At 63.7% G+C, this 23402-nt stretch carries 23 protein-coding genes and 3 pseudogenes; 12 read left to right on the top strand and 14 right to left on the bottom strand.

Translation table 11 applies throughout. The annotated features are described in order from the left end of the window. Positions 1 to 35: 35 nt before the first annotated feature. From BM372_RS11995 to BM372_RS11985, 3 genes are read left to right on the top strand one after another with little or no spacing between them, the layout of a single operon-like run. Positions 36 to 1400, top strand: coding sequence for an extracellular solute-binding protein (locus BM372_RS11995; RefSeq protein WP_090955490.1), 1365 nt, complete (start codon positions 36 to 38; stop codon positions 1398 to 1400). Then, a complete protein-coding gene (locus tag BM372_RS11990) occupies positions 1375 to 2304 on the top strand; it encodes a carbohydrate ABC transporter permease (protein WP_090955488.1) in 930 nt (309 codons plus the stop codon). The genes BM372_RS11995 and BM372_RS11990 overlap by 26 nt, the downstream gene beginning before the upstream one ends. Next, entirely contained in the window at positions 2301 to 3116 is an 816-nt protein-coding gene (locus BM372_RS11985) for a carbohydrate ABC transporter permease (protein ID WP_090955485.1), read from the top strand. Before BM372_RS11990 ends, BM372_RS11985 begins: the two co-directional genes overlap by 4 nt. A 164-nt stretch (positions 3117 to 3280) precedes the next feature. On the opposite strand, the gene BM372_RS20695 is transcribed toward BM372_RS11985, so the two are convergent. Continuing rightward, positions 3281 to 3445 carry a hypothetical protein gene (locus BM372_RS20695; RefSeq protein WP_177235981.1) on the bottom strand — a complete coding sequence of 55 codons (165 nt, stop codon included), beginning with the start codon at positions 3443 to 3445 and terminating at the stop codon, positions 3281 to 3283. Positions 3446 to 3719: 274 nt separating this feature from the next. Here BM372_RS20695 and BM372_RS11975 point away from each other — a divergent pair, with 274 nt between their 5' ends. Next, the gene (locus BM372_RS11975) at positions 3720 to 4424 is read left to right on the top strand and encodes an SOS response-associated peptidase (RefSeq protein WP_090955481.1); all 705 of its coding nucleotides are present in this window, start codon (positions 3720 to 3722) and stop codon (positions 4422 to 4424) included. Positions 4425 to 4676: 252 nt separating this feature from the next. Here the strand turns inward: BM372_RS11975 and BM372_RS11970 are convergent, their stop codons facing one another. The 4 genes and pseudogenes from BM372_RS11970 to BM372_RS11955 all read right to left on the bottom strand — a co-directional run bounded on the left by BM372_RS11970 (position 4677) and on the right by BM372_RS11955 (position 8532). Beyond that, positions 4677 to 5318: a DUF305 domain-containing protein gene (locus BM372_RS11970; RefSeq protein WP_090955480.1), complete on the bottom strand. Its 642-nt coding sequence runs from the start codon at positions 5316 to 5318 to the stop codon at positions 4677 to 4679. Positions 5319 to 5460: 142 nt separating this feature from the next. Then, on the bottom strand, positions 5461 to 5928 hold the full coding sequence (locus tag BM372_RS11965; RefSeq protein WP_090955479.1) for a hypothetical protein: 468 nt from the start codon (positions 5926 to 5928) through the stop codon (positions 5461 to 5463). A gap of 91 nt (positions 5929 to 6019) precedes the next feature. Further along, positions 6020 to 8148: pseudogene (locus BM372_RS11960) on the bottom strand (heavy metal translocating P-type ATPase). Positions 8149 to 8217: 69 nt separating this feature from the next. Next, on the bottom strand, positions 8218 to 8532 hold the full coding sequence (locus tag BM372_RS11955) for a heavy-metal-associated domain-containing protein (RefSeq protein WP_090955477.1): 315 nt from the start codon (positions 8530 to 8532) through the stop codon (positions 8218 to 8220). A 273-nt stretch (positions 8533 to 8805) separates the two neighbouring features. Between BM372_RS11955 and BM372_RS11950 the strand changes: the two genes are divergently transcribed. Both BM372_RS11950 and BM372_RS11945 read left to right on the top strand, forming a co-directional pair. After that, a complete protein-coding gene (locus BM372_RS11950; protein ID WP_090955475.1) occupies positions 8806 to 9066 on the top strand; it encodes a ParB family protein in 261 nt (86 codons plus the stop codon). 5 nt (positions 9067 to 9071) lie between these two features. Beyond that, on the top strand, positions 9072 to 9362 hold the full coding sequence (locus BM372_RS11945) for a helix-turn-helix domain-containing protein (protein WP_090955473.1): 291 nt from the start codon (positions 9072 to 9074) through the stop codon (positions 9360 to 9362). A 50-nt stretch (positions 9363 to 9412) separates the two neighbouring features. On the opposite strand, the gene BM372_RS11940 is transcribed toward BM372_RS11945, so the two are convergent. After that, complete coding sequence (locus tag BM372_RS11940; protein WP_090955471.1) at positions 9413 to 9994, bottom strand: MarR family winged helix-turn-helix transcriptional regulator; 582 nt, start codon at positions 9992 to 9994, stop codon at positions 9413 to 9415. A gap of 96 nt (positions 9995 to 10090) precedes the next feature. Next, positions 10091 to 10897, bottom strand: a complete 807-nt coding sequence (locus BM372_RS11935) for a YsnF/AvaK domain-containing protein (protein WP_090955469.1) — start codon at positions 10895 to 10897, stop codon at positions 10091 to 10093. Between the two features lie 351 nt (positions 10898 to 11248). Here BM372_RS11935 and BM372_RS20690 point away from each other — a divergent pair, with 351 nt between their 5' ends. The 4 genes from BM372_RS20690 to BM372_RS11915 all read left to right on the top strand — a co-directional run bounded on the left by BM372_RS20690 (position 11249) and on the right by BM372_RS11915 (position 14506). After that, entirely contained in the window at positions 11249 to 12037 is a 789-nt protein-coding gene (locus BM372_RS20690; protein ID WP_177235980.1) for a hypothetical protein, read from the top strand. An 8-nt stretch (positions 12038 to 12045) separates the two neighbouring features. Further along, positions 12046 to 12456 carry a phage holin family protein gene (locus tag BM372_RS11925; RefSeq protein WP_090955467.1) on the top strand — a complete coding sequence of 137 codons (411 nt, stop codon included), beginning with the start codon at positions 12046 to 12048 and terminating at the stop codon, positions 12454 to 12456. A gap of 21 nt (positions 12457 to 12477) precedes the next feature. After that, entirely contained in the window at positions 12478 to 13104 is a 627-nt protein-coding gene (locus BM372_RS11920) for a DUF3618 domain-containing protein (RefSeq protein WP_090955465.1), read from the top strand. A 1195-nt stretch (positions 13105 to 14299) separates the two neighbouring features. Next, positions 14300 to 14506, top strand: a complete 207-nt coding sequence (locus BM372_RS11915; protein WP_090955462.1) for a hypothetical protein — start codon at positions 14300 to 14302, stop codon at positions 14504 to 14506. On the opposite strand, the gene BM372_RS11910 is transcribed toward BM372_RS11915, so the two are convergent. From BM372_RS11910 to BM372_RS11900, 3 genes and pseudogenes are all read right to left on the bottom strand, one after another. After that, on the bottom strand, positions 14503 to 16173 hold the full coding sequence (locus BM372_RS11910; protein WP_090955460.1) for a phosphodiester glycosidase family protein: 1671 nt from the start codon (positions 16171 to 16173) through the stop codon (positions 14503 to 14505). The two genes, BM372_RS11915 and BM372_RS11910, sit on opposite strands and share 4 nt — an antisense overlap. A gap of 223 nt (positions 16174 to 16396) precedes the next feature. After that, positions 16397 to 16549, bottom strand: a pseudogene (locus BM372_RS21255) (helix-turn-helix domain-containing protein); the annotation flags it as partial. 67 nt (positions 16550 to 16616) lie between these two features. Beyond that, positions 16617 to 17240: a DJ-1/PfpI family protein gene (locus BM372_RS11900; protein WP_090955458.1), complete on the bottom strand. Its 624-nt coding sequence runs from the start codon at positions 17238 to 17240 to the stop codon at positions 16617 to 16619. Between the two features lie 536 nt (positions 17241 to 17776). Between BM372_RS11900 and BM372_RS21170 the strand changes: the two genes are divergently transcribed. Next, positions 17777 to 18346 carry a phosphotransferase gene (locus BM372_RS21170; protein WP_090955457.1) on the top strand — a complete coding sequence of 190 codons (570 nt, stop codon included), beginning with the start codon at positions 17777 to 17779 and terminating at the stop codon, positions 18344 to 18346. Between the two features lie 792 nt (positions 18347 to 19138). Beyond that, positions 19139 to 19768 (top strand): DUF1345 domain-containing protein, encoded by a 630-nt coding sequence (locus BM372_RS11890; protein WP_090955606.1) that lies wholly within the window; start codon positions 19139 to 19141, stop codon positions 19766 to 19768. Between the two features lie 766 nt (positions 19769 to 20534). Here BM372_RS11890 and BM372_RS21250 read toward each other — a convergent pair. The 4 genes and pseudogenes from BM372_RS21250 to BM372_RS11875 all read right to left on the bottom strand — a co-directional run. Further along, positions 20535 to 20831, bottom strand: a pseudogene (locus BM372_RS21250) (putative immunity protein); the annotation flags it as partial. A 139-nt stretch (positions 20832 to 20970) separates the two neighbouring features. Next, on the bottom strand, positions 20971 to 22011 hold the full coding sequence (locus BM372_RS11880) for a M24 family metallopeptidase (protein WP_371261731.1): 1041 nt from the start codon (positions 22009 to 22011) through the stop codon (positions 20971 to 20973). Beyond that, positions 22002 to 22196 (bottom strand): aminopeptidase P family N-terminal domain-containing protein, encoded by a 195-nt coding sequence (locus BM372_RS21245; RefSeq protein WP_371261730.1) that lies wholly within the window; start codon positions 22194 to 22196, stop codon positions 22002 to 22004. Before BM372_RS21245 ends, BM372_RS11880 begins: the two co-directional genes overlap by 10 nt. Before the next feature lie 589 nt (positions 22197 to 22785). Then, positions 22786 to 23172 carry a VOC family protein gene (locus BM372_RS11875; RefSeq protein WP_090955605.1) on the bottom strand — a complete coding sequence of 129 codons (387 nt, stop codon included), beginning with the start codon at positions 23170 to 23172 and terminating at the stop codon, positions 22786 to 22788. Between the last annotated feature and the right edge of the window lie 230 nt (positions 23173 to 23402).

Here is a 23402-nt window from a genome sequence, read left to right as displayed (position 1 = left end):
TTGGCTGCCATCTCTGACTCCTTGAAGGGAAAATCATGACGAAAAAGAACAAATCCATAGCTGCAGGCTTTGCCGCGGCAACCCTGGTAGCCATGGCGTTGGCCGGATGTACCCCGGGATCGGGCACGGCCTCACCGTCATCGCCTGCGGCGGACCGGACCGTACAGACGGATGTTTCGAAAATGGGGGCCCTCACACTGACAGTCTGGGATCAGGAAGTCCGGGGAGGTCAAAACGAACAGATGAAACTTCTGAATGCTGCGTTTGAAAAGGCCTACCCAAACATCACCATCAAGCGGGATTCCCAGTCCTTTGACGACCTGGGCAAGACACTGCGACTCGCGCTAAGCGGCAAAGACGCTCCGGACGTCGTCCAGGCCAACAACGCACGAAGCTCCATGGGAGCATTCGTCAAGGCGGATCAGCTCCTTCCGCTGGACGATTGGGCAGAGGCCTACGGCTGGGCTGACCGGTACCCCGAGAGCGTTTTGAAGTACTCCGAGTACAGCCCTGACGGAAAGTCGTTCGGCACGGGATCTGTATATGGGCTACCGCAGGTCGGGGAAGTTGTCGGGGTCTTCTACAGCAAGAAAAAACTGGCGTCCCTGGGAATCTCAGTTCCCAAAGACCAGGCGGCCTTTGACTCGGCTCTTGCCGCAGCGAAAAGTGCCGGCGAAACGCCCCTGCTGTTGGGAAATATAGAAAAATGGCCCGCGATCCACATGTTTGGACCAGTCCAAGGAGCAAATGTTCCCTCGGATCAGATCGAAAAACTGGGTTTCGGAAATGCCGGCGCGTCCTGGACGACCCCCGAAAATGAGGCAGCAGCGAAACGCCTCAGCGACTGGAGAACGGCCGGATACTTCAATGACGGGGTAAACGGTACTGACTATGACGCCGCCTGGCAGAAGCTCACCAAGGGGGAAGGGGTATTTCTTATGGGCGGCTCATGGCTCGCTGCCGATCTCCAAGGTGCCATGGGCGACGACGTCGGCTTCTTTGTGCCTCCGACCAAAGAGGGCGACGGCGCCCACGTCACAGGCGGGACCGGCTTGCCGTTTACCGTAACGAAAGCCAGCAAGAACCCCGACCTCGCCGCCGCCTACATCAACTTCATCACTAACGACGAAGCGATGGCGACGCTGGCCAAGACGGGCAATCTCCCCATTGTCAACGCGGAAAAATACGCTCCGGCCACAGGGGTTCTCCGTGACGTCTACTCCGCTTTCGGCTCGGTCACCAAGGATGGAGTCCTGCTGCCGTATCTCGACTATGCAACTCCGACCATGGCCGACACTCTGGGCGAGTCACTTCAGGGACTGCTTGACGGCCGCCTTGCTCCCAAGGAATTCACTGAGGCTCTGGAAGCTGACTATGCTGACTTCACTAAAGCCGGCTAGCGACCCTGTGCGGCAAACGGCCGCACGACGTCCCCGCGGGCGGCGCCACGGCGCCACTCCCTACCACTTCATACTCCCGGCATTCCTCATATATGCCGCCTTCCTGCTGTACCCGCTCGGCAGAGCCGTTCATCTCTCGCTGTTCGAATGGGACGGACTGTCGCTGGCCACCTTTGTTGGACTGGACAACTACGTCAGTCTTCTCAGCGACGAGCGGCTCAAGGGAGCATTCGGGCATGCGCTGGTCTTCGTTTTCTTTTTCGCTGTTCTTCCGGTGGGCATCGGCCTGGTTCTGGCTGCGGTCCTGACCAGGGCCCGGGTGCGTGGGCTCCCCATGTTCCGCACGATAGTCTTTCTTCCCCAGGTCATAGCCATGGTCGTCGTGGCCGTTGCCTGGAGGCAGATTTACGCACCAGACGGCGTCCTAAACCGCACCCTTAGATGGGCCGGCCTCGATTCCCTAACCCGCGCCTGGCTTGGGGATTACACTTTCTCGCTGCCGGCCGTAGGACTGATTGGCACGTGGGTGACCACTGGACTGGTCACGGTGCTGCTTCTTGCCGGGATGGCAAAGATCCCTTCAGAACAATTTGAATCGGCCCGGCTCGACGGGGCGGGGGCAATGCGTGAGTTCTTCGCCATAATCGTTCCTGCGGTCCGAGCCGAGGTCACTGTTGCTCTCACGCTGACCATCGTTGTCTCGCTCAAGACGTTCGATCTTGTGTACGTGACCACCAGCGGAGGACCTGGCAGTTCCACCACCGTTCCGAGCTACGAGGTATACCGTCGGGCCTTCGAGCTCGGTGAAGTGGGCTCGGCCGCAGCCGTTGGAGTTGCCCTTACCGTCCTAATCTTCGTAATCAGTTTCCTTGTCAACAGAATTGGGGATCGAATTTCGTCATGAAAGTAAGACGGACGGAGCGCCTATTAAACTATTTCGTTCTCATCATCTTCTCCCTGATAGTCCTCGCTCCAATCTTCACCATTGTGGTCGGAGCCTTTGCCCCGGCCGATGCCAAAGCGGCGCAACAGGGTTCCTTTCACCCCGAGAACTTTCTAACTGCCTGGCATGAAGGCCGCTTTGGACAATACATGACGACGTCGGTGCTTGTGGCAATCGTGGTGGTAACTCTGACTGTGGTGCTTTCCCTTTTCAGCGGCTACGCCTTCGGGACCATGACTTTCCGAGGAAGGGAGGTGTTGTTCTACACCTTTCTCCTCGGCATCATGATCCCTGCAGAGGCCGTTGTCATCCCACTGTTCTTCGATCTACGGAGCCTCGGCCTAACCGACACGATCTGGGCGGTCGCCCTCCCTCAGGTTGCTCAGTCAGTGGCGTTCGGCACCTACTGGATGCGTACCTACTTCAAAGGCGTCAGCCCGTCGATCCTCGATGCCGCACGTATGGATGGAGCCACACCCCAGCGCATCCTCTGGTCCATCCTCGTTCCGATGGGACGACCGGCCATCACCACCATGGTCGTTTTGGTTTTCATGTGGACCTGGAACGAGTTCCTCATTCCCCTGGTTATGTCGCCGACGGGGGCATTTCGGACTGCACCGCTAGGCCTCGCGTTCTTCCAAGGGCAGTACACACAGGGGACGGCGCTGCTGGCCGCCGGCGCTGTCCTGGTAGCTCTCCCGGTAGTAATGCTGTACTTCATACTTCAGCGGCACTTCATCAAAGGGATGCTGGAAGGTTCGATAAAGGAATAGAAGGACCCGAATTATAGCCACACAATTCCACACGCTTAACCTTGATCTCCCTGCTACGGCCAATAGCGGGGGCGTTAGAACCGACTGTCCCGTTGAGGGGTCGGCTTACGGGCACCAGGGGTGGCAATTAGCGCTGCGAGAATGCCGCCACTTATCGCTGCGATTCACACAGGAGCTTCTACCGAAGGTTGGCACGCCTGCATTTTCCCCTGAATCTCGCCGATGTCGGAGATCGGCAGCTGCAGGTCCTGGACAGCCAGGTTCAGCGTCAACTCGACTTCGAGGTCATTGCTGAGGGAGAGCCGAACCCGGAAACCGAGTTCCGGCACTTTGAACTCGATGAAGAGTTCGAATCCGCGACAGACGTTAGGAGTTGCACATAGGAAAGCCCCTCGAGGGAGGGGCTTTTGCGGATGAAACAGTGGGTTGTGGTGTTGGCCAGCGGTGATGTGCGCCCCCTTCCCGGACGTCGTGTCCGTCTGCCTTCATTCGATACCGCAAGACTTTAATTGTTGATCTGCGGATCGTCCAGCCGCGGTGCAGCGTGTCTTGCCGCACCCGGGTTCGCCGTCCGTTGAATGCGGCGTGGGGCACAATGAGTCCATGTGCGGCAGATATGTGATGTCCAAAGCCACCGGGGATCTCCTCAGCCAGTTCGAGGCTAAGGAGATCGAAGGCAGCCCGCCCCCGCCCAGTTGGAACGTCGCTCCGACCCAGGACGTCCCCATCATCGCGGAGCGCTTGTACGAGGACTCCGTGGACCGGCGGCTGTTGATCGCGCGCTGGGCTCTGGTTCCGTCCTGGGCCAAGGACATCAAGATCGGTTCGAAGCTGATCAACGCCCGCAGCGAATCGATCCTGGACAAGCCATCGTTCCGCAAGGCTGCCGTCAAACGCCGGGCACTGGTCCCGGCGGAGGGATATTACGAGTGGCAGAAAACCGAGGACGGGAAAAAGATCCCGAATTACCTCTACTCCGAAAAGGAGAATGTGCTCGCCTTCGCCGGGCTGTATGAGTTCTGGCCGGACCCCTCCCTTCCCGAGGATGACCCGAACCGGTGGCTGCTCAGCTGCACCGTTCTGACCACTACAGCCCATGATTCCCTCGGCCACGTCCATGACAGGGCTCCCGTCATCATTCCGCCCAGCATGTATGCCCAGTGGCTGGACCCCGACACGACGGACAAGGACAAAGTGCAGGAAATGCTCGATGCCATCCCTGAACCGGTCCTGACGCCCCGGGTGGTCACCGACCGGGTCAACAGCGTGCGGAACAACGGCCCGGAACTCATTGAGCCTGCCCCCTAACCAGTGCGTGCCTTCACTGGCCGCCGGCGAGTGGATGCAGCATGACGGGCAGGACGATGTCCGCGGGGGGCAGTTCCGGCCTGGCACACCGCAAAGCGGCAGGCGCGTCGGGCCCGCTCATCCTTCTCAGACTCGCGGGAGGATGATGAACCTGCCGATTAGGTCCATGGCCGAGTTGGGGGACGAAAGTAGGAGGGCAGGAGTGCCGGCCCGGCAACAGCAGTGGCCGGGCCGACGCCATAACCGGGCTGGCTAGAGGGTGGCCAGCAGTTTCTGCATCTCCTGGATTTCGGCTTCCTGCGCGGTCACCATGTCCTTGCTCAGCTGCACGGCATCGGCGTTCTTACCGGCGCTGCTTTCCTTCTTGGCCATCATCACAGCGCCCTGGTGATGGGCAATCATCTGCTTCAGGAAGAGCCGCGCGGCTTCGGTTCCCTGGGCCACGTCCAACGCCTTCAGGTCGGCGGCACCCATCATGCCGTCCATGCCGTGGCCGGCGCCCATGGTCGCGGACTCATTCCAGCTCTTCAACCATCCCTTCATGGTTTCAATCTCGGGAGCCTGGGCGGCCTTGATCCGGGTGGCAAGGTCAGTCACAGATGCCTGGATACCGGTTTTCTTGAGCATCAGGTCGCTCATTTCCACGGCCTGTTCGTGATGCGGGATCATCGCTTGCGCGAACATCGTGTCGGCGGCGTTGTGGTCTGCCGCGGCGGCCGGTGCGCTGCTGGACATCATGCCCGTGCCGCCGTGGCCCATGCCCGGCGTGGAACTTCCGGTGGATGCCGGACTGCTGGAGGCGGCGGAGGATCCGGGGGTGCCGGTTGAGCATCCGGCCAGGGCGAGTGCGGCCGCGACGGCGGTCGCGGAAAGAGTCAGAAAATTCTTGTTCATTGGAAAATCAGGTCCTTCAAATATCAGCTGGCGCCGAGAAGGCGCAGGGACAGGGTGCATCGGGTGAGGCCCTGACCACTCGCTGAAGGGACGGCCAGGTTACAAAGCGTGCGCCGGGAAAAGCCGCGGCGGATGCCCGGTTTTACGTCCTGCTGATGGACAGCTCACAAGGTGATGGGCTGCCCGGAAGGTAGGTCCACCGGACCGCATCGCGTGCGGTTGCGGTGCCGGTGTGGATGCCCAGCACGGAGGTGCCGGGTGCCGGTGCGGCCAGGGACGCCGTCTTCGCTGAGGGTGTGCAGGAGGTCATGGCCTGCATGCCGCCGCACGAGCAAGAATCTGAGGACTGCCCTGCTGTGGCGCGGACGCCGTCCTGGCCGGCGGCTCCGGCGTCCGGCATCCCGGGGGAATCCTGATGGGATGCGTGGTGGTCGGAAGCGTCGGGGTGGTGGTGCGTGTGGGCGCCTGCCGTTGCCGAGGCCAGGGAGTGTGTGGCGTGCGTGCCCGTCAGGACGTGCATGCCCAAGATCCCGGCGATGACGGCCAGCACCACGGCCACGAGGCCCGCACTGCGAAGGAACGCCGCGGCGGTGCGATGGGCTGCGGTCAAGGCGTTTCCTCCTTTTCGTGGGGGTCTGCTGTGGCTTCTAGGCTATCGGCCACGGGGGTGCTGGCGCCCCTGGCTGGTGAGGCCTCTTGGTTCAACGAACCTCGGATGGGTTGAGTTTCACCCGCCGCAGCAGCTGCGCGTTCAGCGCCACCACGATGGTCGAGACGGACATCAGGACCGCGCCCATGGCCGGGGAGAGCACGACCCCTGCGAAGGCGAGCACCCCGCGGCCAGCGGGACGGAGATGATGTTGTATCCGGTGGCCCAGACCAGGTTCTGCCACATCTTCCGGTAGCTGGCCCGCGACAGGTCCACCATCGACAGGACAGCCCGGGGGTCGTTGCCGGCCAGGACCACGCCGGCCGATTCCATCGCTACGTCGGTGCCGGCGCCGATCGCGATGCCGACTTCGGCGCGGGCCAGGGCCGGCGAGTCGTTGACCCCGTCCCCGACCATGGCCACCTTCAGGCCGCGGGCCTGTAGCTCGGCGACTTTCTTGTCCTTGTCGGCGGGCAGGACTTCGGCGAAGACCTCGTCGATGTTCAGCTCGGCTCCGACGGCTGCGGCGACCTGACGGGCGTCGCCGGTGATCATGGCGACCTTGATGCCCCGCTTCTGCAGTGCGGCGACGGCCTGTCGCGATTCCTCGCGGACGGCGTCCTCGAGGCTGATGGCTCCGAGGATGCGTCGCCCGTCGACCACGTGCAGCACTGCCGCGCCGCGGTCCATCCATTCCCGGGTGGAAGCAGACAGCGTGTCGGGTTCGGTAATGCCGAGTTCCTTCAACAGCGCCGGGCCGCCGACCTGCACGGTGCGGCCATCCACCGTGGCCCGGACGCCGCGGCCGGTCAGGGACGTGAAACCGGTGGCCTGTGGAATGTCCAGTCCCCGATGGCGCGCGGCCTTGACGATGGCCCGGGCCACCGGGTGTTCGCTGTCGGACTCGACGGCGGCGGCCAGGGCCAGCAGCTCCTCCGGGCTGGTGCCGCCGGCGGGGGCGGTGTCCTTGAATTCGGGTTCACCCTTGGTCAGGGTTCCGGTCTTGTCGAACAAGACGATGTCGATGGTCCGCATCCGTTCCAGCGCCATCCGGTTCTTGATCAGCACACCGGCGCGGGCGGCCTGCTCGGTGGAGATGGCGATGACCAGCGGGATGGCCAGGCCCAGGGCGTGCGGGCAGGCGATCACCAGGACCGTAACTGTGCGGGTCACAGCCTCGGGGACGCTGTCCAGCAGGGTCCAGGCGATGAAGGTGATGACGCCGGCAACGGTGGCGAAGTAGAACAGGAATGCCGCGGCCCGGTCGGCGAGGGCCTGTGCCCGTGATGAGGACGCCTGTGCTTCGGCGACCAGGCGCTGGATCCCGGCCAGTGCGGTGTCATCCCCGACGGCGGTCACCCGGACCCGGACGGTGTTGTCCGTGGCGACGGTTCCGGCAACCACGGGGGCGCCCGGGGAGTGGAGCACGGTCTTGGACTCGCCGGTGATCATGGATTCGTCGAACTCGGCCTGCCCGTCGATGACGGTGCCGTCCGCGGGCATCCGTGCCCCGGACCGGACCAGGACAGTGTCTCCGGTCCGGAGTTCGGAGATGGTGACGGTTTCGGTGCCTGCATCGGTGATGCGTTCGGCTTCATAGGGTAGCAAGGCCGCGAGGGTGTCGAGGGCTCCCTGGGCGGATCCGAGGGCGCGCATTTCGATCCAGTGGCCCAGGAGCATGATGGCGACCAGCAGGGACAGTTCCCACCAGAAGTCCAGGTCGAAGCCGCCGATGCCCAAGGTGGTGACCCAGGAGGCGGCGAAGGCGACGCTGATGGCCATGCCGATCAGCAGCATCATGCCCGGCTGCCGGGACTTGAGTTCCTTCAGGCCGCCCTTCAGGAAGGGCATCCCGCCACGGAAAAAGATGACGGTCCCAAGGACTGGGGGGATCCACGCTGAGCCGGGGAAGTCGGGCGGCATGTAGCCGAGCAGGTCAGCGAACATCGGGCTGAAGTACACCACGGGGACTGACAGGACCAGAGTCAGCCAGAACCTGTCCTTGAACATCGCGGTGCTGTGCCCGGCGTGCTGGCCGTGGCTGTGCACCACGTGGTCATCGTCGTGGCCATTGCCGCCGTGCGCCTCATGGGGGTGTGCCGTTGCGCTGGCCGGGGGAGCGTCGTGGGAGGCGGCGTCGGTTGCAGCGGACTGGTGGCCGTGCAGAGTGTGGTTTTCCATGGTTCCTTCTTGCGGGGACCGGGTGCCGGCCTGGGCGATGTTTGGGCACTGCAGGCCGGCGGGGCCGGATTAGCGGCTGGAGGCCAGGCTGTACCCGGCGGAAACTACAGCGTCACGGACCGCCGCGGAGGTGAGGGATCCGGAAATAACGAGGCGGGAGTGGCCGCCCGGGTTCAGCTCGATGGATGCGGCCGTCACGCCCTCAAGTGCCATGACGGCCTTCTTGACGCTTTCCACGCAGTGTCCGCAGGTGAGCCCCTCCACGGCGTATTCGGCGTCCCCGGCCCGGGTAAGGGAATCGTCCGGAGCGGCGGGCGAGCAGCAGTCGCAACCGGATGCGGCGTTAATTAGGGGAAGTTCTCTACGGGATTTGGTCTCGCACATGTCAGTTCCATTCATTCGAAAACTTCGATTGGTGCTGGGGTTGAACGGCTGTGAAGGCCGGGTTTCGGCTGGGACATACCACTTCACTGACAACACCATCCATATACCCCCGGGGGGTATTTTGAGCAAGGGAAAGGTGAAAGCCGCAAGGTCACGTGAAGCGCTGGGGCGAAGGTCTTCCGGAGGCAAAGTCCCGCCGCCGAGCATAGATCTGGACGCACTCCGGTCCCGTCGCAGCCCGGCTACCCTTCCACCCCTGGCCCCGGTCGCCGCATGCCGGCTGAGAAGATTGCGGCGTTCACCCCGTACTTCACCGAGGCCGAGGCCGACCAGGTGCGTGCCGCGTTCCTGGCAGCGGGCGGAGCCGAGGGTTACGCGTCCGTGTCCGACCTGATCGTCGGTGCCACGATGCGTGAGGTGAAGCGGCTGCAGCGCCGCCACAACGCCGGACGGAAATGGGAGCCCGTTCCGGCCGGCGCGCTGCGCCGCGGGCAGCGGACCAAAGACGAGCTGCAACACCGGAAAGAGGACTGACCTCGATGGCACGTGATTCTGATGGGGGATCCGGAGTGCAGGAGCCCGACCGGGCAGGGGTGCAGTTCCCGCGGATGCTCACGCTCACTCAGGTGAAGGAGATCCTGAACGTCGGAACGCCGACCATCTACGCGCTGCTGGCGTCCCAGGAGCTTCGCGGCGTGCAACTGGAAGGGAGGCGCGTGTGGCGGGTCAGCCACGACGACTTGGCCGATTACCTCGGGCGGGCCTACGCGCAGACGAAGGCCCGAATTGAGGTTGGTCAGCTCGGCGACGAGGAACCCACCGAAGACTGAGCTGCTCCACGGTCGATTATGCGGGGCGCAGCACCGGCCCTGGCTCGTTTCTACGATGTTTTCTGGCTGCTGCCCTTCTGATCCCCAGGGCGGGGCCACTCCACGCTGCGGTCCGGAGGCGCATCCTGGTCAGGTTCGCGGCGGGCAACACCTACGAGCTGAAGGCTGGCGCCCTCCCGCGGGCTGGCCTTCTTGACCCGCCGTCCCGGCCGTGGACTCTGGAGTGAAGTTACAAAACGTGCGAGCTGTTGCCGGAGGATGTCCCACCCGTCGAAGTCTGCGGGAACCGCGGCGCTTTCGGCCTCATGGGCTGCCGTGAGGGCGGCCTCTCCGGCGCCGGTTATCTCAACCTGGAACTGGCGGCGGTCATGCGGGTTCCGCTTCCTGGTGACCAGGCCTTCTGCCTCCAGGCGGGTCAGGACGCGGCCCAGAGTCTGGGCCTGTACGCGTACTTTTGCGGCAAGCTGTTCCTGGTTTAGTGGGCGGGGTGCCACGGCTTTGAGGGCAATGACGGCGGCCCGTGTCAGGCCCAGAGGTGCAAGTGCCTCGTCGTGGCGGCGCTGAACCAGGCGGGCCGCTGTGGTGAGAAGCAGGTAGCCGTCCCGGACGTTGGCCTTAGGGTCGAGGGGCATCGATGGCGGCCTTCCTGGAGCGGAGCAAGGGTCAATAAGAAGGGGCAGGCCAAGGCCCGGTGTTAGCCGCGACCCTGGCCTGCCCGCCCACCGCGCCTAGCGGCGCGTGCTGTCGTCGTCGTCGGTTTCGATGCGTTCCTTGCGGACTTCCTCATTGACGGTTACATCGTCGGTAACCGTTTCCTTGTCGAGACGGACGCGCTCGACCGGAACGGTTTCCTTCTCAACGACGGGGCGTTCCTCGTGGAGCGTGACTTCGTGCTCCTCGTCGCTGAGGTCCGGCCCGGACATCGCCGATCCGCGGTTGGCGTCGGTGATGGGTTCACGTTCAATCCGGACTTCTTCGCGCTGCACCGGAACGGTCTGGGTGACGTTTTCGGTGGTGACGTATTTGCGCAGCCGGACCCGTCCGGTGGCCTGCCGTTCGGTGCCGACGTTCAGGCGTTCCTCGGAGCGGGTCATGGCATCATCCGTCGTGGGGCCCGACGTGTCGCGTCCTACCGTCCCGCGGTCGGTATCTGCATAGTCTGTGCCGCGGGAGTCCGCGTCCCGGCCGGCTGCGGCATCGGTGTAAGTCCGGTTCCCGCCACCCAAAGAGTAGTGGGAGTAGAGCCGGTCCTCCTCGGAAGGCTCGAGGTGCCCGTCGGTGTCCACCCGGGGGGCGTCCTTGACCTGGTCCTTGGTGTACGGGACGACGAGGTCGTTCCCTTCGACGCGGGCCCCCTCCAATGGAACGAAGGATTCCGAGGTCCCGAACAGGCCGGTCTTAGCCGTCACCCACGTGGGCTGCCCGGTGGTGTCGTCCGCGTAGACCTGGCCGATGGATCCGATCTTGCTGCCGTCGCTGGAAAGGATGTTTCCGTTGCGGTGCAGCAGGTCATCGATATGTTCCTTGGCGAGCATGATGTCTCCTTTGGATCGGTGATGCGGTTTGGGTTGCAGCGACTCCGTGGGGAACGCCGCCATGACTTAACGATAAGCATGCTTAGTAACGGTTTGGCAACCCCACTTGCTAATTTCTCCGCTACGGGGATGCGAGCTGCCGGGTATGCGCATGCCGTTCCCGACTTCACCCGCGCACTGCCAGAGCCAGGCCGCGCTGGCTCCGGCGGAGGGAACGCGGCCGACGGCCCTCAGGGGGAGCCCCTTGCGGAAGAAACAGAAAGTATGCTTACTATCTAATTAGTAACCGTGCTTACTAATTCATCCGGCACGGCTGGTTCGCCAGCGGACCCTTCCTGAAGGAGAGCAACGATGACAGAAAACCAGTGGCCCCAGACGACTCCATCGGCGTCTGCGGACGAGTATCCGAGCATCGGGGCAGCGTCCTCCGGCAGTGTGCAGGGTTCACCATCCAAGAAGGAAGCCGCGAAGGGCGAAGCCGCCGCAGTGGCGGGGCATGCTGCAGGGGAAGCCAAGAACGTGGCTGAAACCGCCAAGGCTGAGGCAGCCAACGTCGCGGCCGAGGTGAAGACCAACGCCAAGGGTCTCCTGGACCAGGCCAAGTCCGGCCTGACCGATCAGGCCGGCGCGCAGCAGCAGAAGGCCGCCGATGGGATCCGCACTATTTCTTCGCAGCTCCACACCATGGCGGACGCTTCTGATCAGCCCGGCGTCGCAGCTGACCTCATCCGTCAGGTCGCGGAACGGACCCAGTCCGCAGCTTCCTGGCTCGAAAACAGGGATGCGGGGTCTCTGCTCGAGGAAGTGAAGTCCTTCGCACGCCGGCGCCCGGGGACCTTCCTGCTGGCCGCAGCCGGCGCCGGGCTGCTCGCCGGCCGGCTGGGACGAAGCCTGCAAGCCGGTGCTCCGGACACGCACCGGCCGGCGTCGAAACCCGCTCAACTCTCGTCGCCCGCAGCGGCCCCTACTCACTACGAGACTGTGATCGCTGCGGGCTCCGGCGACCGGTTCTTCGATGAGCCGGTCCTTCCCGGCACGGCGGGTCCGGTTTCGACCCAGTCATTGCCGTCCGGCACTGCAGCTGACACGACCCTTCGGGACGCTGTTCCCTTCCCGGGCCGGGAGGGTGGTCAGCTGTGAGTCATCAGATGCCGGAAGCGCCTCCTACGGCCGCCCGCGCGAAGGCCGAAACATCGTCCCTGGGCGATCTCCTGAGCGAGGTCACGCGGGATATGTCCACTTTGATGCGGCAGGAAGTTGAGCTGGCCAAGGTCGAGCTCAAGCAGTCCGCCACACGGGCCGGCAAGGGCAGCGGTATGCTCGCCGGCGCGGGCGTCGCGGGCCATTTCGTCCTGGTCTTCCTGTCCCTGGCGCTCTGGTGGGCGCTAGGCACCGTGATCGGGCTGGGCTGGTCCGGTGTTGTTGTCGCCATTATCTGGGGCATCATCGCCGCCGTGCTCGCCTCGATCGGGCGCAAGGAACTCAAGGCGATCAAGGGCCTGCCCCGGACCGCGGAGACCCTGCAGGAAATCCCGCCCACGCTTAAGCCCAACTCTTAGAATTTAGCCAGGAGAAACACTATGAGTGAAAACCCGGATGTCATCCGAGCAGATATCGAAGCAACCCGCGCCCGCCTGGGCACGAACGTCGACGCCGTCGCGGACAAGGTCACGCCGTCCAACATCGTCCGCCGGCAGACGGACAAGGTGAAAGAAAGCGTCAAGGACGCCGTCTTCGGGGTGAAAGAGAAAGTCATGGGCGCAGCCGACCACACCGCCGGGACCGTGCACCCAGCGACCGGCAACGCCGGAGCCCACCAGCCTGCGGGAGCGCACCTGGGCGAGGCCGGGGCCGCGATCGGGGATGCCCCGGCCCAGGTCAAAGCCAAAACCCAGGGCAACCCGCTCGCGGCCGGGCTGATCGCGTTCGGCGCAGGCCTGCTCGTCTCGTCCCTGATCCCGGCCAGCGAGAAGGAACGCGAAGCAGCGGACGGGCTGAAGACCGCGGCGGAACCGCTGACCGCGGAACTGACCGAGGCTGCGAAGCACGTCGCCGAAGGGCTCAAGGGACCGGCACAGGAAGCCATGGAGAACGTCAAGGCAACCGCCGCGGACGCGACCGGAAACGTCAAGGCCGAGGGCCAGAACGCGGTCGCTGACCTGAAGGACAGGGCCGCGGACGCCAAGGACCACGTCCAGCAGGCCTGATTCACAAACACCGCGGCCGGCCAACCCTGCGCACACGCGCTGGGGTGGCCGGCTGTTGTGCTTAACTCCCTGTCGTCCATGGCTGAAAGAGTAGTCACGACTGGTTGCCGGCGCCGGGAGCATTGATCTTACAGCCCTTGGGAAAGCGTTGCTGGCCGTCCGTGCCACCATGTTCGAGACATCACCGCGCGACAGCGATGCGGTGTCGCTGGCATTGGATCAAAGCCGACAAGGCTGCTGCGATGCGAAGGACCGGCGACGGAGCCGGTCCGGGCACGCATGGGCGACCTGCCGGCTGTCCTCCGCCGGCCGTTAGAGTTTTACGCCCCGTGCAGGTTGATGCATGGTTGGGGCCTCACCCCGAGTGGGATTTATGTGACGACTTCCGGGGGCGGGGTTATGGAGGTTTCCCCTGCTGTTGCAGCTTCGGACGCTGATTCAGGTTCGGGTTCGGGAACCGACGACCGCATCACCCGCCACACCGCCGCTCCGCCAGCCATGGCCGCCAAGGCAGCCAGGATCGACCACCAGAGCATCCGGGTTGTCTTCTGCGGGGCATCGCTTGTGCGGGGGTCTCGGCCACTGGGATGAGCCTCGCTATCCGCTCGTGGAGCCGCGGGGTGGCTGTTTCCACCCTTCCGGCGAGTTCATCGGCGATGGTCCGCAGGCTGGCCTGAAGGCGGGGTGACGCCGCCTCCAAGCCGGTGTCGATGCCTGTCAGGGCACGACGAAGCGCAGCTTCAACGCCAGGGGTCGCCCATTCCCTGCCCTTGGCAACGCGTGTGAGGAGGGCTTCCTGGAAGTGGCGGGCCTGAGCCGCCCGGTCGATCTGGTCAGAGGTGCGCACAAGAGCCTCCTGAAGTCGGGTATTTGGGGCTAAAGCTTAGAGCCTGAGCACTTGCCTGAACACCCTTCAATCCCACACCCCGCAGGGCATAAGAAAAAACCCCAGGCCTGTGAGTCAGCAATTTCCGACGGAACGAAACTCGTGGCTGCAAAGAGTGGCCCCGGCTATGCCGTTCGGCAAAGCCGGATCCCCTGGCCACCCTACTCGCGGGAAACATCCTTCGGTGGATACTTCCAAGGCACTCCCGTCGCCCCCTCCGGGCAGGTCGCCGAGAGCAACCGACAACGCCGGCGACTTGGTGGGAAAGTAGGGGGTGTGCCTGCAAGGTGCAATCCGGGCTGCTCCTGGATGGTGCAGACCGTCGCCCAAGAGACCCAGGCCGAACTGGACGCCGTCGAGGCGCACGTCCAGCAGGAACTCTGGAAGCTCTCCGCGCAGGTGCTGCACCTGACCGCGCTGCTGGAGGCACAAGGTAACTCGGGATCACGAACCGCAGAAAGCGCCTGCTCCAGGGCCGGAACAGGCGCTTTAGCGAGGTCTGCTCCTCTGGACTAGTCCTTGCGGCCGGGCAGGACGAGGAGTGCGTCTCCGACCGGGCGTTCACCGGTCGCGTCGGAGGGCGAGTTCACGACCTGACCGCCCTGGACCATGGTGGTGGATCCGCCGCCGTCCAGATTGATCGCGTTGATCATGCCCAGTGAGCGGGCGACGTCGGCGGACTCCTTGATGCTGAGCCCGAGGGAGGTTGTCTGCCGCCCGTCGGCGGTGACGATCATGGTGCGTCCCTGGGCGTCAACGCCGGCAATGGTGCGGGGGTTGCGCTTGTGCACCCAGCCGTAGAAGAAGGAGTTGTTGTCGCCGGTGCGGACCATGCCGTCGCGCTTGGCGGTCACGTGGAGCTCACCGTTCTGGACCAGGGTGGGGCCGCCGTTGACGACATCGGTGGTGACGCCGGTCTTCAGCGTTTTTCCGCTTTCGTTGAGGAGGTCCGTGCCGATCCTCAGCTTTGAGCCGGGCTTGGCCAGCGCGGCGAGCTTGTCCACATCTGCACCGATGGCCTGCAGGGTGTGACCGTCGGCCGGGACAGTGGTGCCGCGCGTATGGTGGAGGGCCGTGACCGTGCCGTTGGCGTCAACGACGGCTTCGAGGCCGGGCCCGGACGGGGTGGAGACGCCGAACTCGGGGGTAAAGGCCACGATCTCGTCCGGGTCGGTGCAGGTGAAATCGTGCAGCGGCAGGTTCGTTGGGGTGTCGTCGGGGCCACCGCAGTTGCGGATGAGGCCCGGCACACGGTTCAGGCCGTCCAGGGAAAGCGCTTCGGGGTTGCCGGGGGTACTGACAGTGCCGCGCCAGTGCAGCCGCTGGACCGAGGTTGCGTTCTTGGCCCCGATGACGAGGGAGGGGCGGTCTCCGACGGGTTCGCTGAGAACCTTTCCGTCCTGCACCGCCGCGCCCGCGGGATCACCCTGGGCCCCGGCGGCGGGGTCCATGACGAAGTAGCCGCCGTTGGTCCCGGCCAAGGCGCCTGATGCGGCTGCGAGCTGGCTGGTGGTTTCCCGGTTCTCTAGGTCGGGTCCGAAGGAGGAAGTCAGGTCGCCGCGGAATTGTTTCGGGTCGATGGTGAGGACCTCCAGCTTCCAGGGTCCGCGGTCGTTCTCGCTGGAGCCGTCGTCGCCGTCCCAGCCTGTGTAGATCATAGAGGACTTGTAGCCGGCTGCCTGGATCTGGGCCACGGTGGCGGAGCCGTCGGCTTTGGCCGCGAAGTGTCCGGCGCGGACGCGGTAGCCGAGGTCCCCGCCGGCGTCGGCGAGCCGGGGTGACAGGACGCGTTCGACGCGGGCAACCGCACCGGCTGCGTTGAGCTTGTTGGCGACCATTTGGGCCTGAGCCCGCGTTGACAGCGCCGAAGCCGGCGCGTCCGGGTCCGGGGACGTTGAAGGAACGGCGACCTCAGCGGTCCAGAAGAAGTCCTGGTTGGGGATGCCTCGGGTGATGGACGTCCGGGTGAGGCCGGGGGCCAGGGTGGTCACAGTGCGGGACTCCGGCTGACCGGGAGCGCCCAGGTCGAGGTTGGCGGACGGGTCCGGGATGACGGCCGCGGCCTGGTGCGCGGTGCCCGGAGCGGCGGTGGAGGCGCTGGCGGGGGCAAGGAAGGCGACCGGGAGGGTCACGGCCAAGGCGGTGATGGCGGCCCTGCGGAAACGATGATTGGGTGTGATCATGCTCCGACGCTATGGGGAGCCGGGAGGCCTCTCACAACCCACACGCCGCAGTTCACCGCCTCTTCGCCATCTGTTCACTGCCTCGCTCACGCCCGTGTCAGCGGCCCGCCGCCCCCAGTCTCGCAAACTCTAGTTAAGACGGATGGCCGCCAGACCTCCGAAATCCCGTGGTTTCGGTGTCGGCACTTTCCCATACAGTCTGTCTCACGGGGATGTTCTCAGTTTCAGAAGTCGTTGCCGGGACCCAGCGGTAGAGGGTAGGTACAGGGACGCCGAGGATTTTGGCAACTTTCTTGGGTGGCGTGCCCTCGCTGAGGAGCTTCCGTGCGGAGCGGATTTTGGAATCCGTCATGATGCGTTGGCCGCCGCTTACACCCCCTGTTCCCTCTCACCGGATGCGCGGCGTATCGCCTGACTGGGTGCCAAGCAGCAAGCGTCTAGAATCAACGCACCCCGGGAGCGTAGGCATCTTCGACCCATGTGTACTCCATCTGCTTTGCAGTGGCGATTGCCAGATCGCGACCAGCGGTCACTTCGACGAGATGCAGGCTCAAGTCGATCCCGGCGGATATCCCGCCTGAAGAGAAGACGTTCCCGTCACACACCCACCGCCTGTCCCGTTCCACTCTGAGGCTCGGCCACCGGGCGCTGAGGGCACTCTGGTCCTCCCAATGCGTCGTGACACGCTGGTCAGTCAGGATTCCGGCTTCTGCGAGCAGAAAAGCTCCCGTGCAGATAGAGGCCTTCACCTGCGCCTGAGACCTCGAGAGCCAGGAAATCGTCGCCCGGTCGCGTTCGACCGCACCCGTCACGCCTCCTGAGACGAGAAGCAGGTCAACCTCGGGATCCTGATCGATGATCTGGTGAGCCCGCAGCGCCAGTCCGCCTCTGGCAGACACCTCAGGAGTCTTGGCGATCAGCGAGAGGACGAAGGGCAGCGTTCCGTTGCGCAGCGAATTGACACGATTGGCGACCGAGAACACCTCGAACGGTCCGCAGCAGTCAAGGACTTCAACTTCGTCGAATACAAAGATGCCAACCCGGGTCGGGGCAGTGGCTTCGCTCATGCCGTGATTCTTCCATAGGAGCACCTGATGACTAGCTTTTCAGCAGCAGCCGGTAGCCCATCTCCCACAGTAGGCATTCCCGAAGACATGCCGTTCGATCTAGCGTTTGGCACCTCATGACAGCTTCAGGAGAACCGGGCCGTAAGCGGCGGAACAGGGCATCGTAGGCGCTTAGCCCCCGCTCGGGGTCCACAGCCACGGCTCCCGGGCTGAGTGCTGGAGTTGCTTGGGTGGCGCGTTCTTCTTGGGCGCGTGTCCCCTGGGCGAGTCGCTTGAGTTGGGGCATTCGGCTGGGCGGATGTCTAGGTGGCGGTCGCCGTGCTGCTGGTCTTCTGGGCCGCCCGGCTGGTCCTGCACGGAGCGGGGCCGGGCGGGGCACGCCGTGGACAGGGAAGGATCATGAGCCGGGCACTGCGTAAGGGAAGATCAACGGGATGAAGAAGGTAGCGGCGTTCACGCCGTATTTCACTTAAGACGAAGCCGGGCAGGTCCGTGCGGCGTTCCTTGCTGCCGGGCACGAGGAGGGGGACGCGTCCGTGTCGGATTTCATCGGTGCGGGCCACGATGCGGGAAGTGTTGATGTTCCTCGGCCTCTAGGCAGGGATGACGAAGGCCGTCACGTTATCGAGTACGTGGATGGTGTCTCGGCGATGGATCAGCTACCGCTGGGACGCGATGCGCTCCTGCGGGTGGGCGGGTTGATCCGGCAGATTCACGACGCGAGCGAAGGCGTGAAGCTTCCCGCTACAGACGGGTGGAAAATGCTGCTGCCGGCCGAGGAACCGGATCTGATGTGTCATAACGACCTGGCTCCATGGAATCTGATCATGGGGGAGCGGTGGGTCTTCATCGACTGGGATGCAGCTGGTCCGAGCACACGTCTTTGGGACCTGGCGTATGCTGCGCAGTCCTTCGGCCTGCTCTTTGACGAACAACCCGTAGCTGAAGCTGCATTGAGATTGCGGGCAGTGGTGGACGGCTACGGAGCAGATGCCGCAATGCGGAAGGCTTTGCCCGAAGCTCTGGTAAAACGAACGGCTGCCATGTACGACCTCTTGGAATCCTCATACAGACGGGAATCCAGCCCTGGGCCGACATGTACCTGAATGGCCACGGCGAGCACTGGCGTGCAGCTGCTGATTACGTCTTTCGCAAGCAGTCGGCGTAGGAAAAAGCTCTCGCTTAGAAAGAATGATTCAAGTCCCTGGTTGTTGGACCCGGAGTACAACCGGCCTCTGCGCGACCTTGTCATGGGCCCTTCATCGTCAGCCACGAACTGCCGTTGGCTCAGGCCCCTGAGGGCTACAGAAACTTCGACAGCCGCGAAGACGGCTGGACGAAAGTCGTCCTCCACCCAGCCAAATCCTGAGAGCCCGGAGCGGAGAATTTGGCTGCGGGAAGGGCAATTTCCGAACGTGGTACTGATACGGTCAGTGGTCGGTCGGGGTTTTTGGTCGTGTCGGTTGCGTAAGAGACGACAAAGTGTCGCGTGAGCTTGTTACGCTCTTCGCTACCTCTGCACCACGACGGTGAAGCACCGGCGTCGGCCAGAAGGGGGAGACGTACTCTCTCCGCGCTCCCGAAGTGCTGACGATCCAGTTGGGCACCGGATCTCGTGGCGCAAGGGAACCCGCAAGTTCCCGAGCCATCCGGTGACGTCTAGGATCGCTCTGATGCTCCAAGCGGATTGCACGCCCATCACTTACTCATTGAACCAATCATGAAGGACCCGAGCATGTCCGCGTACAATCGGGGGCAGTGAACCGCCCGGTTCCTTGTGAACACAAAGGAATCCGTAGGTCCTGAGATATTCCGTGATGTTGAGATTCGCTCTGGCCCAGGGCGGTGGGCCATCGGACCCCTTCGCGGTCAATCGAGGCTGGAGGGGCACTTCTTCAATGTCGCACATAGATCGCAAGGCTCTAGTCTCGGCCGTCATCGGCCTCGTTATCGCACTCGTTCCGGCGTTGATCGGTGCTCCCGAACTCGCGCCCTTGATCGGATGGGCTGTCGCCGGCTGCGTCTTCCTGGTCTGGGCGTGGACTAAGGCGTGGCCCGCTGGTCCGGAGGCCACGGGTAAGCTCGCCCTCCAGGAAGGTCGGTCTCGACGGCTCGTTGACTCCCTCATCATCGGCGCGACATTCGTCAGTCTCGTGGCGGTCGTCTTTGCATTGATCCGCAGCCAGCAGAAGGACCCCATCGGCGTGGCCGCGGCGATCCTGGCGGCTCTCGGCGTGGTGCTCGCGTGGGCTCTCGTCAACACTGTCTACGCGTTCAAGTACGCTCGGATGTACTACCACGACGACCGCCATCGCTTCCGCTTCAACCAGGACGAGGACCCGTCGTACAGCGACTTCGCCTACGCAGCATTCTCTATCGGCATGGCATACAGCGCGAGCAATGTGAACGAGTCATCCACTCCCTCCCGCAGGATCGCCCTGGGGCACGCTTTGCTCTCCTACTTCTTCGGCACCTTCGTGGTCGCAGTGGCGATCAACCTCGTCGTCAGCCTCGGCCAGTCCAGTTGACCACGACACGGGGTGGGTGATGTGCTGTGACGTCGGGTCGTTCGACGGCGGCCCCCGGAAGTTCGAATCAGTGCACCACGAATTGTGGTCCACGACAGGCAGCGAAACCCACAAGGCCGGTGTCGAGCAGTGAAGTTGGCGACACTTGTCACCGGTCCGGCACCTTCGAAAGCCTGACCAGAGACGCACCGGAAACCTCCTAGAGAATCGCGGAAAACCAGGCTCCCTCTCGGGACGCCGGACCATGGTGCCTTGACGGGCTGCCCGACTTCCCGTATCCGGGGGTAGGTGTCAAATGGGCCAAATAGTGGGCCGATTACCGTCCCGAAAAACAACAGAGCCGGACCGGTCATTACCGGTTTCGTATTCGGCCGGATTCCGCATGTCCCCAGTGTTTCCAATGTCTGCAAGGGCTGGAATGTAGTTCGAGTCCCACCTCGGGCACAGCATTCCCCCTCGTCAGAGGGGGTTTTTGCTTTAACGTGTGTACGTTGCCCCGGGTCCCTCTGACGCTTGTCGCGGCTCGTTGTCTGGCCGCCGCGATGGCCTGTTCGGTTGTGTAGGTGGCGGGTTTAGTCCCCTGGCTGGTGGGCCCTCCGCCGGCTGGGATGTGGGGTCAACCGAGTCTCCCTTCTGGATTGTTCTGGTGGCCGTGGTTGGCGCTGTACCTATTCATGCCGGCGAATTGTAGTGATGACATGACCTGAGGAAATTTTCTGGAAGATTTTTCGCCTGGACGCGCTGCTTTATCCCGCTGAGCGTCCGCCTATCGGGCACCCTTTTCTGGCGAGGTACTGTCCATAGCGGCCTGAATCTTCCGAATGATTGACCCGAGAATGCCCGACGCGAGAAGTCCGGAACGGAGCGGGCCCGCGGAGTCCTCACCAAGTGGTGGGAACTTCTGAAGCGCCGCCCTCACTTGAGCATTCATGTGCTCGAGCTGGCAGGAGATCTCGTCGGGGATGGCCGTTGGCCTTTCCGGAGCGGCCAGACCGACCGCTTTCGCGGCGTAGCCGGCTACGCCGAGAGCGTGCGCGCACATGTGAGCGGCCCCGGCAGCTTGTCCAGGGGCATTCCGCTGGCAGTGCGCTACACCGTGCGCGTCTGGGCCGTGGCCGCTAAGCCGGAATACCTACTTGCCCGCATCGACCGAATCGCGCCTGCCGGCGGGCCTCGGGGGTCGCATGGGTTCCGCCTAGCGCTCAGCCTGGCCAAAACAAGATCGCTCCTGAGGACTCAGAAGCGATCTCGTTCCGGGGCCAGTCAGACCGCGGACCACGTCGGCTAACTAGTGGACGATTCTCATCTCGTGCGAAGTCTGATTGAGTCGCCGTCCGCCGTCGGGAACGACCGTCACAATGTCCTCGATCCGTACGCCGAATCTGCCCGAGGTAGATTCCGGGTTCGATCGAGAAGCACATGCCGGGGTGGAGGATCTGGGTTTCGCCCTCCACCATGTACGGCGGCTCGTGAGTCGTCAGTCCGATTCCGTGCCCGACGCGGTGAATGAAGTAGTCGCCGTAGCCAGCTTCAGTAATCACCGCCCGGGACACGCGATCGATCTCCTGGCACTCGACGCCTGGCCGCACGGCCTCGAACCCGGCCTGCTGTGCCTGTCTGACGACGTCGTGAACCTCGCGCTCCTCGGAGGTGGGTTCGCCGACGTGCACGGTCCGCGTCGTGTCCGATCCGTAGCCGTGTTTCAGGCCGCCGAAGTCGAGCACCACCATGTCTCCGTCCTCGATTATCCGCGGGCCGATCTCGTGGTGAGGGTTGGCTCCGTTCGGACCCGAACCGACGACGGTGAAGTCCACCTGCGCATGACCGAACTGGCGAAGTAGGTCGGCGAGATCAGAGCCGACGTCGGTCTCGCTGCGCCCAGCGAACCGCACGGTGACGATCTCCTCGTACGCCTGGTCGGCGGCCGCGCCGGCCGCCGCCAGCCGCTCGATCCCGTCGTTATCCTTGATCGCCCGAAGCATCGGCAGGGCGGTCGTCATCGAGACGTAGGACGAGTTGGGCAGTCGATCCTGCAGGCCGAGGAGGTGCATGGCCCAGGCCGAGTCAGAGACGGCATAACGTCCGGTGCCGGCCATCAGCGTCGCAGATTTCGTGTACGGGTCGCTCCCGTCGGTCCAGTCGGTGATCCGCAAAATCGAGGCGCCGGCGGCCGCTTCCGCGTCGGGCCTCTCGAGCCTCGGAACGATCATGGCGGGCTCCGCGTCGACGGGGATCACGAGCATGTGGTGATGCGTTCAGTGATGGCCACAGGTGCATATCCGGTGAGGTACAGCAGGTCCGGTCCGGGAGTGACCAGGATGCCGTCGAGCCCGGCATCTTGGGCGGCATGGGCTGCACGCCGCAGCCGCTGGGCGAAGTCATCGGCAGTGAACGGAGCCGGCTCGGAAAGGCCGCGATGATCACTCATGGTTCGCATTCTCGTGCGCGGGGCATCACTGGTCAACCCAGCGCCCGGACAGCCGCTCCAGTAACTCTGGAAGGGCTTCAACCAAGCGCTGAACTCCACAAACCTCCGATGAACCGGCCGTTCCGTCTTGATAAAGGATCGATTAAAGAGACGATCGGGTGGTTTTCCAAGGGGTGTCAGGAGCGTCGGGGATTCCGGGGTTCGACACGGACAGGCGCTGTCACCTGCCTGAGGAGGGCTGCCTGCCTGCTGATGGCTTCGGCGTCGCCGGCTGCTCCATTAGCTCATGCGCGGGTTCCTGCAGGTGGTCTCTGCTGGTGGTTTTGAACGGTGGTTTGGTTTTTGGGTCTAGGAAGATCAGGTGCATGCCTGCTGCGACGGAAAAGATGGTCAGAGCGCAGACTGCTACCCTTCGGGAATGCCGATGACGGCGAAGAGGGGCAGGAACCAAAGGATCCATCATGGGGGACCAGGGGGACGAGGGCGGCGAGGGCTATGGCCAGACGTTGCTGATGTCAGTGCGCTGGACATCCGACACTGGGCTCCGCACACGCCCGGATTGAAAACGGCGAAACTTGGTAACGGGGAATCATGCAGCACCCGATCCATACGGACGCGTGATCGCCTCGAGGAAATGTCCGTCAGGATCCGTGAAGTAGACGCCGCGTCCGCCGTCGTTGTGGTTGATCTGTTGTGGGCGGGACCGTCCCGGGTCTGCCCAGTAGGGGATGCCTTCGGCCTGGATCCTTGCGAAGATTCCGTCGAAGTCCTCCTCGCTGACCAGGAAGGCGTAGTGCTGCGGGGAGATGGGCCGGTCCGTCGTGGCGAAATCGAGGGCTACTCCATGGTCAAGGGGTACGGTCATGAAAGACCACATGGCTTGGGGTTCCGGGAGCCCGAGTACGTTGACCAGGAACTTCGCCGAACGGCGCTTGTCTGTTGCGTAGACGATGGTGTGGTTGAAAGTGACCGTCATGGTGGCCTCCTTGGTGTGGTTGTCTGACACCATCTGACGTCCAGCCCCTTCGCATTTCAAGAGCGCGCGCTACGTCCTTGGAACCTTCATTGGGCCAGCAACAGCAACGGGAACAACAGCGATCGGGGCGCAAACGGGCTCGGAGACTGCCTGTCCATACCCGTGTGCACTACCCCCGTAATTCTGGGGGGTTATCAGTGCGGACGAGTTCGAAAATTGACAGCGGATCC

The sequence above is a fragment of the Arthrobacter sp. ov118 genome, from assembly GCF_900116495.1.
GTDB lineage: Bacteria > Actinomycetota > Actinomycetes > Actinomycetales > Micrococcaceae > Arthrobacter.
Note: the sequence above shows the minus strand (reverse complement) of the source record. Positions and strands in the feature narration are given on the sequence as shown.